General features: G+C 65.0%; 11 protein-coding genes and 1 tRNA gene. 10 read left to right on the forward strand and 2 right to left on the reverse strand.

The window, feature by feature from the left end:
* Nucleotides 1–398 precede the first annotated feature (398 nt).
* The 10 genes from RTH46_RS16320 to RTH46_RS16365 all read left to right on the forward strand — a co-directional run bounded on the left by RTH46_RS16320 (nt 399) and on the right by RTH46_RS16365 (nt 11,483).
* Nucleotides 399–722, forward strand: coding sequence for a hypothetical protein (locus RTH46_RS16320; RefSeq protein WP_316906110.1), 324 nt, complete (start codon nt 399–401; stop codon nt 720–722).
* A gap of 139 nt (nt 723–861) precedes the next feature.
* Nucleotides 862–1,581: an SMI1/KNR4 family protein gene (locus RTH46_RS16325; RefSeq protein WP_316906111.1), complete on the forward strand. Its 720-nt coding sequence runs from the start codon at nt 862–864 to the stop codon at nt 1,579–1,581.
* A 124-nt stretch (nt 1,582–1,705) separates the two neighbouring features.
* A complete protein-coding gene (locus RTH46_RS16330) occupies nt 1,706–1,969 on the forward strand; it encodes a PAAR domain-containing protein (protein WP_011531938.1) in 264 nt (87 codons plus the stop codon).
* A 330-nt stretch (nt 1,970–2,299) separates the two neighbouring features.
* Nucleotides 2,300–5,368: a formate dehydrogenase-N subunit alpha gene (fdnG, locus tag RTH46_RS16335; RefSeq protein WP_316906112.1), complete on the forward strand. Its 3,069-nt coding sequence runs from the start codon at nt 2,300–2,302 to the stop codon at nt 5,366–5,368.
* Nucleotides 5,368–6,318 (forward strand): formate dehydrogenase subunit beta, encoded by a 951-nt coding sequence (fdxH, locus tag RTH46_RS16340; protein ID WP_279846222.1) that lies wholly within the window; start codon nt 5,368–5,370, stop codon nt 6,316–6,318. The genes fdnG and fdxH overlap by 1 nt, the downstream gene beginning before the upstream one ends.
* On the forward strand, nt 6,315–6,971 hold the full coding sequence (locus RTH46_RS16345) for a formate dehydrogenase subunit gamma (protein ID WP_153787804.1): 657 nt from the start codon (nt 6,315–6,317) through the stop codon (nt 6,969–6,971). The genes fdxH and RTH46_RS16345 overlap by 4 nt, the downstream gene beginning before the upstream one ends.
* Before the next feature lie 4 nt (nt 6,972–6,975).
* The gene (gene fdhE, locus RTH46_RS16350; protein ID WP_153787803.1) at nt 6,976–7,896 is read left to right on the forward strand and encodes a formate dehydrogenase accessory protein FdhE; all 921 of its coding nucleotides are present in this window, start codon (nt 6,976–6,978) and stop codon (nt 7,894–7,896) included.
* Nucleotides 7,897–8,031: 135 nt separating this feature from the next.
* A complete protein-coding gene (selA, locus tag RTH46_RS16355) occupies nt 8,032–9,459 on the forward strand; it encodes an L-seryl-tRNA(Sec) selenium transferase (protein WP_316906113.1) in 1,428 nt (475 codons plus the stop codon).
* On the forward strand, nt 9,456–11,378 hold the full coding sequence (gene selB / locus RTH46_RS16360) for a selenocysteine-specific translation elongation factor (RefSeq protein WP_316906114.1): 1,923 nt from the start codon (nt 9,456–9,458) through the stop codon (nt 11,376–11,378). Before selA ends, selB begins: the two co-directional genes overlap by 4 nt.
* Before the next feature lie 9 nt (nt 11,379–11,387).
* Nucleotides 11,388–11,483 (forward strand) — tRNA-Sec (locus RTH46_RS16365).
* 120 nt (nt 11,484–11,603) lie between these two features.
* Here RTH46_RS16365 and RTH46_RS16370 read toward each other — a convergent pair.
* Both RTH46_RS16370 and RTH46_RS16375 read right to left on the reverse strand, forming a co-directional pair.
* Nucleotides 11,604–12,593, reverse strand: coding sequence for an asparaginase (locus RTH46_RS16370; protein ID WP_316906115.1), 990 nt, complete (start codon nt 12,591–12,593; stop codon nt 11,604–11,606).
* Nucleotides 12,594–12,743: 150 nt separating this feature from the next.
* Nucleotides 12,744–14,186, reverse strand: a complete 1,443-nt coding sequence (locus tag RTH46_RS16375) for an alanine/glycine:cation symporter family protein (RefSeq protein ID WP_153787799.1) — start codon at nt 14,184–14,186, stop codon at nt 12,744–12,746.
* Nucleotides 14,187–14,300 lie beyond the last annotated feature (114 nt).

Consider the following 14,300-nt stretch of genomic DNA (forward strand, 5'->3'; position numbering starts at 1 on the left):
CATTTTAGTTGCAACGCCGCAAGACAGGGGCAAGGTGGTGGCTCTTGATCGACTGCTCATGTACTTAAAAAGGCGAGGAGTTTTACAACTGTGAACCACGATTACCTCTAGAGTCAAAAGTGCGAATCTCTCAAGGGCTCAAGCTGACCGGCATCTGTTCCAAAGGCAGCTACTTCGGCGGTAATATTTGGTCTGCCAAAAACCGGTTTCGCGAAGTTGTTCTCAGACAGCAGGCCGTGGACGTTGGAGTCAAGAGCGGCTGGATTAGGACCTTGCCGCGTTGAACCATTAGTGGGATTCCAAGAGCTTGAGGCAATCGGGGCACACCTAATCGTAATCAGTAAGATGATCCATAATCCCGCAGACCTGCTTATCGTACGAAAAAGGCCGCATGGATCATGAGCTACGAATACAGTCTTGTTTTTGATGACCCTGCTGCGTTGCAGCGAGTGATCGAAAGGATTCGCACCAGTAAGGCGCATGTCGGAGAGGGTGAAGGAGTTGTGTGTCTCAAAGATCAGAAACAGTCAACATTAGCTGCTTATGATGTGCGGTTGACCAGGCTTGACTCACTTTCTGCGTGGTTGGAGGTCAATTTTAGGTCGCTGGAGTTGTATGAACTCTTTAGTACTTCATTGGCAGGGGCAAATGTGAGGTGCTTTGAAGATGGCGACCTTGATGACGAGGTGACTCTGAGAGAGGCTTTCAGGATTAAAAATTGAACCATTTAGCAGAGCTAAAGAAGGAAAAGCTCGCTGCCGTTAGTCGCGCTGCACGGTCCCTCGCATTTCCAAAGGGAAGTGCCAATAGCAATTCCCACAAACCGAGATGCATTTGTTGGGCTATGGCTCGCGAGCGACCTTGTCCGATGCATGGCAGGTTTACACGGATGCAGACGCTGATGCTGCACAACGAAGGAAAGTTGAATTGACGGACATTCAGAAAACTCGCCTGGAAAAACTGTTGTCGATCGCAGGTGAGCCCCTGGCCCTGCCCGATACGCTTGATGCACGTAGTCGCGCCCTGGCGGGCCCGCGGGCCGATGAGCTCGAAAGCCTGCTCTTGCGGTGCAATGGCTTCTACGCCTTTGAAAGCGCGTTGCATGTGTTCGCCACAGGGGCCACCGCGCCGGGCAGCGAACCCAGCCTGCAGCAGTGGAATGACCCGGAATTGTGGCGCTTCGAATTTCCTGAACTGGAGGAAGCGCCAGTGTTGTTCTTCGCCGAGGACGTCTTCGGTGTGCAGTTCTGCCTGCGCCAGGGCCAGGTGTACACATTCGACCCGGAAACAGGCGGGTTCGAATACCTGGCTAATGACCTGGAGGGTTGGGCAGCAGCAGTTCTGGCCGATTACAAGGTGCTGACCGGTTGGCCCCTGGCGAACGCCTGGCAAGCGCTGCACGGCCCCCTGGCCCAGGGCCAGAGATTGCTGCCACTCACCGGGTTTGCCTTCGGTGGTTCGTTCTCGGTGGATAACCTGCGCGCGGGCAATGCCATCGAGGGCATGCGCTACCGGGGTTGCATCGCACGGCAGATGGCAGGAGTGGCCGATGGCTCGGTGGTAAAACTCTCCGTGTCCTGACGGGCTGCCCTTGTCACCCTCAGCACATCAATCGGACTGCTGGCCTATAGCCTCTGATCTGCCACGCCATGTTAGGCTTTGCCACCGGCATCGACGCCATCTTATCTGACACGGAGTTCCCCCCATGAAAGACATCATCCGCCTCGGCGATTCCACCACCCACGGTGGCAAGGTGCTCGGCTCCTTCGGCAACACCAACGTCAACGGCAAGCCCATCGCCGGTGTCGGGCACATGGTCAGTTGCCCGCTGTGCAAGGGCGTGTTCCCCATCGTCGAAGGCAGCGCCACCTACAACGTCGACGGCACCCCGGTCGCCCTCGATGGCCACAAGACCGCCTGCGGCGCCGCATTGATCGCCAGTGGCCCGAAAAGCGGTGTCGCCAGCTGAGGTGGGCTTGTCCGGCATTTTGGAATCCGTTCGCGTGGCGCATGCTCAACGGTGCCTTTGCCTGACAATCGCCGGCAAGTCGGCTCCCACAAAAGCAGGGCAGGCCTCGTTTCTGTGGGAGCTGGCTTGCCAGCGATTGGGCCAGCCCCGCCATCGCAAAAATGTTGCGCCCCAAAGCCCCCAACCTCGCCGGTTCCATGACCCACGTCAGCGCACTTCCCTGATTCTTGACTAGTCTTAACCGTTGGCGGCCTATGCTTGCCGCCACCGTGAAGTCCCTGAGGCGCCGGCCATGTCCCGCGCGCCCGAGAACCTGATCAGGAGTGCACGATGGACCTCAACCGTCGGCAATTCTTCAAGGTCGCCGCCGTCGGCCTTGGAGGCTCGAGCCTTGCGGCGTTGGGCATGGCCCCAACCCCCGCATTCGCCGAGCAGATACGCCACTTCAAGCTGGCGCACACCAAAGAAACCCGTAACACCTGCCCCTACTGCTCGGTCGGCTGCGGCCTGATCATGTACAGCCAGGGCGATACGGGCAAAAACGTCAAACAAAGCATCATCCACATCGAGGGCGACGCGGACCACCCGGTCAACCGCGGCACCCTGTGCCCCAAAGGCGCTGGCCTGCTGGACTTTATCCACAGCCCGAGCCGCCTCAAGTACCCCGAGATCCGCAAGCCGGGCAGCAAGGAATGGACCCGCATCGAGTGGGACGAAGCCCTCGACCGCATCGCCGACCTGATGAAAAAGGACCGCGACGCCAACTTCATCGAGAAGAACGCCCAGGGCCAGACGGTCAACCGTTGGCTCACCACGGGCTTCCTCGCTGCGTCCGCCGCTTCCAGCGAAGCGGGCTACCTGACGCACAAGGTGATCCGTTCGACCGGCATGCTGGGGTTCGATAACCAGGCGCGTGTCTGACACGGCCCGACGGTGGCAAGTCTTGCCCCGACGTACGGCCGTGGCGCGATGACCAATCACTGGTCTGACATCGCCAACGCAAACCTGGTCCTGGTGATGGGCGGCAACGCCGCTGAAGCGCACCCGTGCGGCTTCAAGTGGGTGACCGAAGCCAAGGCGCACAACAAGGCGCGGCTGATCGTGGTCGACCCGCGGTTCACCCGTACCGCTTCGGTAGCCGATTACTACGCTCCTATTCGCACCGGCAGCGACATCGCCTTCATGGGCGGGCTGATCAACTACCTGCTGAGCAACGACAAGATCCAGCACGAGTACGTGCGCAACTACACCGACGTGTCGTTCATCGTCAAAGAGAGCTATGGCTTCGAGGACGGGCTGTTCAGCGGCTACGACGCGGCCAAGCGCGTGTATGCCGACAAGTCCGGCTGGGGCTACGAGCTGGGCGAGGATGGCTTTGCCAAGGTCGACCCGACCCTGCAGCACCCGCGTTGCGTCTATCAGCTGATGAAGCAGCACTACAGCCGCTACACGCCGGAGCTGGCGAGCATGACCTGCGGCATGCCCCAGGACCAGATGATGAAAGTCTGGGAAGAGATCGCCACCTGCTCGGTGCCGGGCAAGACCATGACGATCCTCTACGCCCTGGGCTGGACCCAGCACTCCATCGGCGCGCAGATCATCCGCAGCGCGGCCATGGTGCAGTTGCTGCTGGGCAACGTCGGCATGCCGGGTGGTGGGGTCAACGCCTTGCGCGGGCACTCCAACATCCAGGGCCTGACCGACCTGGGCCTGTTGTCCAATTCGCTGCCGGGCTACCTCACCCTGGCCGGCGATGCCGAGCAGGACTACGCCGCCTACATCGACAAGCGCGCCTCCAAACCGCTGCGCCCCGGCCAACTGTCGTACTGGCAAAACTACGGCAAGTTCCACGTCAGCCTGATGAAGGCCTGGTACGGCGCCAACGCCACCGCCGAAAACAACTGGGGCTACGACTGGCTGCCCAAGCTCGACGTGCCGGCCTACGACGTGCTGCGCATGTTCGAGATGATGGGCCAGGGCAAGGTCAACGGCTACATGTGTCAGGGCTTCAACCCGATTGCCGCGCTGCCGGACAAGAACCGCGTCACCGCCGCGCTGGCCAAGCTCAAGTGGCTGGTGATCATGGACCCGCTGGCCACCGAAACCTCCGAGTTCTGGCGCAACGCCGGCCCGTTCAACGACGTCGACACGGCCAACATCCAGACCGAGGTGATCCGCCTGCCCACCACCTGCTTTGCCGAGGAAGACGGCTCGCTGGTCAACAGCAGCCGCTGGTTGCAGTGGCACTGGAAGGGCGCCGACGGCCCGGGCGAAACCCGCACCGACGTGCACATCATGAGCGAACTGTTCCTGCGCCTGCGCAAGCGTTACCAGGCCGAGGGCGGCGCTTACCCCGACGCCATGCTCAGCATCAGCTGGCCCTACAAGGTCCCTGAAGAACCATCCCCCGAAGAGCTGGCCAAGGAGATGAACGGCTGGGCGGTCAGCGACCTCACCGACGCCAGCGGCGCCACGCTCAAGGCTGGGCAACAGCTCGCCGGCTTCGCCCAGATGAAGGACGACGGCAGCACCGCCTCCGGTTGCTGGATCTTCGCCGGCAGCTGGACCGAGCAGGGCAACCAGATGGCCCGGCGCGACAACAGCGACCCGTACGGCATGCATCAGGTGCAGAACTGGGCCTGGGCCTGGCCGGCCAACCGCCGCATCCTCTACAACCGCGCCTCCAGCGACCCGCAAGGCAAGCCGTGGGACCCGGAGAAAAAACGCCTGGTGTGGTGGAACGGCAAGGCCTGGACCGGCACCGATGTGCCGGACTTCAAGGTCGATTCGCCGCCGGAAGCGGGGATGAACCCGTTCATCATGAACCCCGAGGGCGTGGCCCGGTTCTTCGCCATCGACAAGATGGCCGAGGGCCCGTTCCCCGAGCACTACGAGCCGTTCGAGACGCCGATCGGGATCAACCCGCTGCACCCGCAGAACAAGAAGGCCACCAGCAACCCGGCCGGGCGCATCTTCGATTCGGTGTGGGACACCCTCGGCACCCACGACGAGTTCCCCCATGCGGCGACCACCTACCGGCTGACCGAGCACTTCCACTTCTGGAGCAAGCATTGCCGGCTCAACGCCATTGCCCAGCCCGAGCAGTTCGTCGAAATCGGCGAGGTGCTGGCCAATGAGAAAGGCATCAAGGCCGGTGACCGGGTGCGGGTATCGAGCAAGCGCGGGCATATCGACGCGGTGGCGGTGGTGACCAAGCGGATCCGCCCGCTGCAGGTCAACAACCAGACCGTGCACCAGATCGGCATCCCGCTGCACTGGGGCTTCACCGGCAGCACGCGGCACGGCTACCTGACCAACACCCTGGTGCCGTTCCTCGGTGATGGCAACACCCAGACGCCGGAGTCCAAGTCGTTCCTCGTCAAAGTGGAGAAACTCTGATGGCCAGCCAAGACATCATTGCCCGCTCCGCCACCACCACCGTGCCGCCCTCGGTACGCCAGCAGGAGGAGGTCGCCAAGCTGATCGACACCACCAAGTGCATCGGCTGCAAGGCCTGCCAGGTGGCGTGCTCGGAGTGGAACGAACTGCGTGACGAGGTGGGCCACAACCACGGCACCTACGACAACCCCCAGGACCTGTCCGCCGAAACCTGGACCCTGATGCGCTTCACCGAGCACGAGCGCGACGACGGCAACCTGGAGTGGCTGATCCGCAAGGACGGCTGCATGCATTGCGCCGACCCTGGTTGCCTGAAGGCCTGCCCGAGCCCGGGGGCGATCATCAAGCACGCCAACGGCATCGTCGACTTCAACCAGGACCACTGCATCGGCTGCGGCTACTGCATCACCGGCTGCCCGTTCAACATCCCGCGCATCTCGCAGAAGGACCACAAGGCGTACAAGTGCACCCTGTGTTCCGACCGCGTCAGCGTGGGCCTGGAGCCGGCCTGCGTGAAAACCTGCCCCACCGGGGCGATCGTCTTCGGCAGCAAGGAAGAGATGAAGGTGCATGCCGACGAGCGCATTGTCGATCTGAAGTCGCGCGGCTTTGAGAACGCCGGGCTGTACGACCCGGATGGCGTCGGCGGCACCCACGTGATGTATGTGCTGCACCACGCCGACACGCCACGGATCTACGCCGGCCTGCCGGACCAGCCGGTGATCAGCCCGCTGGTGGGGTTGTGGAAGGGCTTCACCAAGCCGCTGGCGCTGCTGGCCATGGGTGCGGCGGTGCTGGCCGGGTTCTTCCACTACGTGCGCGTCGGGCCGCAGCGGGTCGAGGAGGACGAACACCCGGCGCCTGTGGATAACACGGTCCACCAGGTAGATCCGGCGGTGCATGTCTATGATCCGAACCGCCCCGGCGGGCAGGGGGAGCAGCGGCCATGAACGACGACAAACCGATCCTGCGCTACAACGCCAACGAACGCAGCAACCACTGGGTGGTGGCGATCCTGTTCGTGCTGGCCGGCCTGTCGGGGCTGGCGCTGTTCCACCCGGCGCTGTTCTGGCTCAGCCACCTGTTCGGCGGCGGGCCGTGGACGCGGATCCTGCACCCGTTCATCGGCGTGGCGATGTTCGTGTTCTTCCTCGGCTTGGTTTTGCGCTTCTGGCGCGCCAACTTCATCACCGCCAACGACCGCCTGTGGCTGCGCCGCGTCGACCGGGTGATGCTCAACAAGGAAGAGGGCGTACCGCCGGTGGGCAAGTACAACGCCGGGCAGAAGCTGCTGTTCTGGACACTGCTGGCGTGCATGCTGGTGCTGCTGGTCAGCGGCGTGGTGATCTGGCGGGCGTACTTCAGCCACTGGTTCGGCATCGACGTCATACGCCTGTCGGCCCTGTTGCATGCCCTGGCGGCGTTCGTGCTGATCCTCAGCATCATCGTGCATATCTATGCCGGGATCTGGATCAAGGGCTCGATCGGCGCCATGCTGCATGGCTGGGTCAGCCGCGCCTGGGCACGCAAGCACCATGAACTCTGGTACCGCGATGTGACCGGCGACAAGACGCCGGGCAATCACGGCCGTAAGGAAGGATGACCGTTTGAGCACGATTCTCGAACCTGGGCAGATCGAAGCGTCGGCAGTGATGCCGCCGTTTCTGCACCTGCCCCCCGCCAACCTCTTCGAGGTGCGCGCTGCGCGGCTGGAGCACCTGGCCGAGGGCAACGCATTGGGTGAGTACCTGCAATGGGTGGCGCAGCTTTGTCGGATCCAGCAGCTGCTTGTGGATAACCCGCCCGGCGCCTTGCCGGTGGCCGAAGAGCGCCAGCGCCTGTGCATAAGTCATGGCCTGCCGCCGCTGGCGGCGGACAGCCTGGTGCGCGAAGGGCCGTGGCTGCCGTGGTTGCAGGTACTGCTCGAGCACTTCAAGGTCGACGCCGAGGGCCCCTTGGCCGATGCGCTGCAAACCCTGCGCGATGCTGACGACAGCCAGCGCAAGGGCTGGGGCATCGCCTTGCTGGGTGGCCAGTACGATGCGCTGCCGGCGGCGCTGGTGCCCTTCATCGGCGCCGCGTTGCAGGCGGCCTGGTCGAGCTGGCTGCTGGCGCTGCCCGAACCCGAGCTCAAGCCCGCTGGCAGCCTGGCGCAATGCCCGGCCTGCGGTTCGCCGGCCATGGCCGGTATGGTGCGCAACCGCGGCAAACACAATGGCCTGCGCTACCTGGCCTGCTCGCTGTGTGCCTGCGAATGGCATGTGGTGCGGGTCAAATGCGTGTATTGCGAGTCGAGCAAGGACTTGCGCTACAGCCACTTCGAGGATGACCGCTACGCCGCCGGCAAGGCGCCGCTGCGCGCCGAGTGCTGCCCGGGGTGCGAGAGCTACCTCAAGCAGTGTTACCTGGAGAACGACGCCGCCGCCGAACCGCTGGCCGACGACCTGGCGAGCCTGGCGCTGGACATCCGCCTGGACGAGGAGGGCTTCCATCGCCTGGCGCCGAACCTGCTGCTGGCGCCGGGGTAGTGTCTACACTGCAATCGAGTTGAGCCCTATCGCGGGGCAAGCCCGCTCCCACGCCGATCTCATCTATTGCGTGGGAGCGGGCTTGCCCCGCGATAGGGCCGGACCAGACAACGGATCAGTCATAGGTAGTACCGAATGTCTTCAAGCCCCGCCAGCGCCACCCCACGCCTGCCCTCCATCGACACCCTGCTGCGCCATCCCGCCTGCGCCCCCCTGATCGACCGCCACGGCCGTGACGCCACGCTGGCTACCCTGCGCCAACTGCTCGACGACCTGCGCGAGCCTGCGCGCCTCGGCCAACTGAGTGCCACCGAACTGACCGCCGAAGTCCTCCTGGGCCGCACCGGCGAGCGCCTGGCCATCCAGCAACGCAGCCAGGTGCGCCGGGTGTTCAACCTCACCGGCACGGTACTACACACTAACCTGGGCCGGGCATTGCTGCCCGAAGAGGCCGTCGAGGCCATGCAGACCGCCGCCCGTTACCCGCTCAACCTGGAATTCGACCTGGCCACCGGTAAGCGCGGCGACCGCGACGACCTGATCGAAGGCCTGATCCGCGAGCTGACCGGCGCCGAAGCGGTCACCGTGGTCAACAACAATGCCGCCGCCGTGCTGTTGGCGCTCAACAGCCTGGGCGCGCGCAAGGAAGGCATCATCTCCCGCGGCGAGCTTATCGAGATCGGCGGCGCCTTCCGCATCCCCGACATCATGGCCCGCGCCGGCGTGAAGCTGCACGAGATCGGCACCACCAACCGCACCCATGCCCGCGACTACGAAGGCGCGATCAACCCGCGCACCGGGCTGCTGATGCGCGTGCACTGCAGCAACTACAGCATTCAGGGTTTCACCACCCAGGTGCCCACCGCCGAGCTGGCACGCATTGCCCACCAACACCAGTTGCCGTTGCTCGAAGACCTGGGCAGCGGCAGCTTGCTCGACCTCACCCGCTGGGGCCTGCCGGCCGAACCGACGGTGCGCCAGGCCCTGGCCGACGGCGCCGATATCGTCACCTTCAGCGGCGACAAGCTGCTCGGCGGCCCACAGGCCGGGATCATCGTCGGGCGCAAGGAGCTGATCGCGAAGATCAAGAAGAACCCGCTCAAGCGCGCCCTGCGCGTGGACAAGATCACCCTCGCCGCGCTGGAAGCGGTGCTGGCGCTGTACCGCAACCCCGACCGCCTGGCCGAACGCCTGCCCAGCCTGCGCCTGCTGACCCGCAGCCAGGCTGAAATCCAGGCCCAGGCACTGCGCCTGGCCCCCGACCTCAAGGCCCACCTGGGTGAACAATGGGCCGTCAGCGTGGAGCCGGCCCTGGGCATGATCGGCAGCGGCAGCCAGCCGGTGGCGCGCCTGCCCAGTGCCGCCCTGTGCCTGCGCCCGCAGGTGTCGAAGAAGCTGCGTGGCCGCAGCCTGCATGTGCTGGAGCGGGCCCTGCGCGATTTGCCGGTGCCGGTGCTCGGGCGCATCGACGACGATGCCCTGTGGCTCGACCTGCGCCAGCTCGATGACGAGGCCCAGTGGCTGGCGCAACTGCCGGCGTTGCAACTGGGGCCGGTACAGTGATCGTCGGCACCGCCGGGCATATCGACCATGGCAAGACCGCGCTGCTGCAAGCCCTGACCGGCCAGGCCGGCGACACCCGCCAGGAGGAGCGCGCGCGAGGCATGACCATCGACCTCGGCTACCGCTACGCGGCGCTGGCCGAGGGCGCGCCGCTGACCGGCTTCATCGACGTGCCCGGGCATGAGCGCTTTATCCACAACATGCTGGCCGGCGCCCACGGCATCGACCTGGTGCTGCTGGTGGTGGCCGCCGACGACGGGGTCATGCCGCAGACCCGCGAGCACCTGGCGATCATCGAATTGCTGGGCATCCCTCAGGCGCTGGTGGCGATCAGCAAGTGCGACCGGGTCGAGCCGGCGCGGCTGCTCGAGGTGCAGGCGCAGGTTGCCGAACTGCTGGCGCCCGGGCCCTATGCGGGGGCGCTGCAGTTCCCGGTTTCGAGCTTGAGCGGCGAAGGGGTCGAGGCGTTGCGCAAGGCATTGCTCGAGGCTGAACGGCAGGTGCATCGGCGCAGTGCGCGCGGGGGCTTTCGGCTGGCCGTGGACCGCGTCTTTGCCGTGTCCGGCGCGGGTATCGTGGTCACGGGGACGGCGTTGGCCGGGCAGGTCAGTGCTGGCGACACCCTGCTGCTGGGCAAGGCCGGCAAACCGGTGCGCGTACGTGGATTGCACGCACAGAACCAGACAGCGCTCGTGGCCGAAGCCGGGCAGCGGGTAGCGCTGAACATCACTGGCGAACGCCTGGCGATCGAGCAGGTGCACCGTGGCGATTGGTTGCTGCCCGAGTGGCTGCATGCGCCCAGCGTGCGGGTCGATATCGAACTGAACCTGCTGCCCACGGAAACCCGCACCTTCGAACATTTCAGCGCGGTGCACGTGCACCTCGGCACCCAGGACGTGACGGCCCGGGTGGCGCTGCTGGAAGGTGAAAAGCTGGGCGCCGGCGAGCGCATGTTCGCCCAGTTGCTGCTCAATGCACCCTTGCAGGCGGTGCACGGTGATCGCCTGGTGCTGCGCGACCAGCGTGCCCAACGCACCTTGGGTGGCGGCCGGGTGCTCGACCCGTTCGCCCCGAGCCGGCAACGCCGCAGTGACGTGCGTTTGCGCCAGTTGCAGGTGCTGCGTGATGCCATCGGCCTGGAGCAGGCCTTGCCCGCGCTGCTCGAAACCGCCCCCGCAGGGCTCGACCCGCAGCGCCTGGAGCGCCAGTTCAACCGTCGGCGTGAAACCTGGCAGCTGCCGGACCACGTCGTGGTGATCGCCACGCGCCAAGGCCAGCTGTTGTTCGCCCGTGAGCAATGGCAGGCACTCAAGCAACAGCTGCTGGCGCGCCTGGCGCAGTTCCACGAACAGGAGCCCGACCAGCTCGGCCCCGACCGTGACCGGCTACGCCGCTTCTGCGCCACGCCGCTGGAGCGCCCGGCGTTCGTCAGCCTGCTGGATGAGCTGCTAGGTGACGGCGCGATCGGCAGCAGTGGGCCCTGGCTGCACTTGCCGGATCACAAGGTTCAATTGAGCGAAGCCGATGCGGCCTTGTGGGCGCGTTTGCAACCGTGCCTGCTGGCGGGCGAGTACGACCCACCGTGGGTCAGGACCCTGGCCGGGGAACTGCAGCGCGAAGAGGCCGAAGTGCGGCTGTTGCTGCGCAAGTTGGCAAGGCTGGGCGTGGTGCACCAGGTGGTGCGTGACCTGTTCTACCCGCAGGACACGCTAAGGCGCATGGCAGAGCTGCTGTTGCAGCTGGCGGCGGGATCGCCGATAGTACAGGTCGCCGCGTTTCGCGACAGCTTGGGCATCGGTCGCAAGCGCAGTGTGCAGATCCTCGAATATTTCGACCGCATCGGCCTGACCCGCAGGGTCGCCGACCAGCGTTACATTCGCAGCGACAGTGCCTTGGCCCAGCAGCAGGCCGGGCACTGAACGATCCAAGGAAGGCAATCGCGCCCGGTGGCGCGGCCGGGCTTCAAACCCGGTTGGGGACGGCATCCGTTCCCGGGCAGGTTCGACTCCCGCTGCCTTCCGCCACTTTTCCCGCCGTACAAACGATCGCGGGGCAAGCCCGCTCCCACGAGCCAGTGGCCAGCCGTGGGAGCGGGCTCGTGGGAGCGGGCTTGCCCCGCGATGGCGTACTGACGGCCTATGCGTTTATGCGCGCTCCCCGCACAGATCCAGCGCAAACCAATGCTCAGCCGCATCGGCATCCAACCCAGCCCCCAGCAGCGCAAACAACTTGCCCAGCGCTGCCTCACGGGTCATGCCACCGCCACTCACCAACCCGGTATCGCGCAGGCGGCTACCGGCGGCATAGGTATCGAACACCACCGAACCTTCCGGGCACTGACTGATGGCGACGATCATCACGCCGCCCTGGCGGGCGTCATGCAGCACATCGAGCAGCGCCTGGTCGTCGGATGGCCCGGTACCGCTGCCATAGCACTCCAGCACCAGTCCCTGCACGCCACTGTCGAACAGGCCGCGCAGGTGCTCGGCGGCAAGGCCCGGGAACACCGGCATCACCGCCAGCTTGACCGGCTGGCGCTGCTGACGGTAGTCCAGGCGAGTCGGCAGTTCCGCTGCGCGCTCGCCTTCACGATGGCGAGGCAGCACGGTGAAGGCGTCGAACGCCTCGCTGCGCAGCTTCGACGCACGGCAGCCGTGCAACAGCTGGCCGTGGAAGTACAGCTGCACGCCGTCTTCAAGGCCGCTTTCGAACAGGCGCAGGGCGCCGATCAGGTTGGCCCAGGCATCGCTGTCCGGCGCGCCGGCCGGCAGCATCGAGCCGGTCAGCAGCACCGGCACCGGCAGGCCCAGCAGCAGGAACGACAGGGCCGCGGCGCTGTAGGCCAGGGTGTCGGTGCCGTGCAGCACCAGCACACCGTCGTGGCCTTGCTGCTCGACCGCCTCGACGATGGCGTCGCGCATTGCCAGCCAGTTGGCCTGTTGCATGTTGGCGCTGTCGATCAGCGGGTTCAGTTCACGCAGGGTCCAGGGCAACTGGGGGGCATCGGCGCAAGCGGCAAAGTGTTCGCGCATGCGTGCGTCGAAACCGCCGGCTGGCGCCAGGCCTTCGGCGGACTGCAGCATGCCGATGGTGCCACCGGTGTAGAGGACGAGGAGATTCTTGACTGCACGCATTGGAACATTCCGTAGCGATGTCAGGCCCTGTCGCAGCGGATGCCCGAGGCAGCGCGATCCCCTGTGGGAGCCGGCTTGCCGGCGAGGGGGCCTGAAGACGAAGAAAGAGTCAGCCGCCCACGAACGGGGCGGCTGGGGCAGGGGAGAATATCAGCGCTGAGCGTGCGCCGGTGCGGCGGCTTTGTCAGTGGCTGTTTCAACCTGCGGATTGGCCGGCCAGGCGGCACGGTCCAGGTCCAGGTCGGCGAACTTGCTCGAGTCGAACACCGGCTGCTTGATACCAGCCTTGCGCTGCGCGTCGTAGTCGCGCATCACCCGCAGGCCGACCTTGAACAGCAGGGCCAGGGCCACCAGGTTGACGAAGGCCAGGCAGGTCATGGTGATGTCGGCGAAGGCGAACACGGTCGACAGGTCCTGCATCGAACCCCAGACCACCAGTGCCAGCACCAGGCCGCGGAAGGTCATCAGCACAACGCGGTTGCGGGTCAGGAACTGCAGGCTGTTCTCGCCCAGGTAGTAGTTGTAGAGGATGCAGGTGAACACGAACAGCGACAGCGCGACGCTGACGAAGATGCGGCCCCAGTCACCCACCACGGCAGCCAGCGAGTTCTGGGTCAGGACGATGCCGTCACCTTCGAAGCCTGGGGTGTAGAAGCCCGACAGCAGGATCAGCAGCGCGGTGCAGGTGCAGATCACGAAGGTGTCGAGGAACACGCTGAAGGCCTGGACCACGCCCTGGGCGCCCGGGTGCTTCACGGCAGCTACGGCGGCGACGTTCGGTGCACTGCCCAGGCCCGCTTCGTTGGCGAACACGCCACGCTTCACGCCCATGACGATGGCGCTGCCGAGCAGGCCGCCGAACGCAGGGTCAAGGCCGAAGGCGCTCTTGAAGATGGTTTCCAGCATCGCTGGCACGTGCTCGATCTGGGTGCCGATCACGTACAGGGTCACGCCGATGTAGGCCAGGGTCTTGACCGGTACCAGCAGGTCGGACACCGCGGCGATGCGCTTGATGCCGCCGATGAAGGTGATGGCCAGCAGCACGGCCAGGACGATACCGGTCTGGCGTGGGTCGAAGGCAAAGGCGTTCTGCAGCGAGTGGGTCACGGTGTACGACTGCAGGCCGATGAAGGCGAAGCCGTAGGTGACCAGCAGCAGGATCGAGAACACGATCGCCATGCTTTTCAGCTTCAGGCCGTGCTGGATGTAGTACGCCGGGCCGCCGCGGTACAGGCCGTCGCCGTCGGCGCGCTTGTAGACCTGGGCCAGGGTGCATTCGAAGAAGCTGCTGGACATGCCCACCAGTGCGGTGACCCACATCCAGAACACGGCGCCAGGGCCGCCGAGGGTCACGGCGATACCGACACCGGCGATGTTACCGGCGCCGACGCGGCCGGCCAGGCTCAGCATCAGGGCCTGGAACGAGCTCAGCTGGCCTGCCTGGCCACGCAGGGATTCCTTGAACACACCGAACATGTGGCCGAAGTGGCGGAACTGCACGAACCGCGAGCGGATGGTGAAGTAGCTGCCGAGACCGACGATCAGCACGATGAGGAGCTTCCCCGAGAGGAAATCGTTGAGTGCTTCGAGCATTTTGAAATGACCTCGATTCTTATTGTTCGTGTGGAAAATCTGCGGACGGCAGGCGCACCGCGATTGATTGGGGCGCAGGGTGGGTCATGACAACTGCGGTTACAATTTCGCGGG

The sequence above is a fragment of the Pseudomonas sp. zfem004 genome (assembly GCF_032621715.1).
GTDB classification, from domain to species: domain Bacteria; phylum Pseudomonadota; class Gammaproteobacteria; order Pseudomonadales; family Pseudomonadaceae; genus Aquipseudomonas; species Aquipseudomonas sichuanensis.